Below are 290 nucleotides of genomic sequence, written 5' to 3' on the forward strand. Positions count from 1 at the left end.
TGCCGCCGCCCTTGAGCAAGCTCACGGCCTGAATGTGCACATCGTGCGTCGCCCGCCCAAGGCTGGGCATTGGCACGATGCGCAGCAGTCCCTGTGGCCGCTGGATCAAACGTTCCCCACCTTGCCCATGCGCTGGGTGGTGGAGCGCACCCATGCCTGGAACGAACGCTCGCGCCGCCTGATCATGCATCACGATCGCAGCATCGCCAGCGCAACCGCCTGGGTCTGGCTATCTCAGGCACGTTTGCTCGTACGCCGATTGACCAATGCCTGAATTTGTCCTCACCCTC

1 pseudogene is annotated in these 290 nt (G+C 63.4%); it reads left to right on the top strand.

The features are described from left to right. Positions 1–274: pseudogene (locus ACYP5B_RS14920) on the top strand (IS5/IS1182 family transposase); the annotation flags it as partial. Positions 275–290: the final 16 nt, after the last annotated feature.

The organism is Cupriavidus sp. 8B (genome assembly GCF_054589115.1).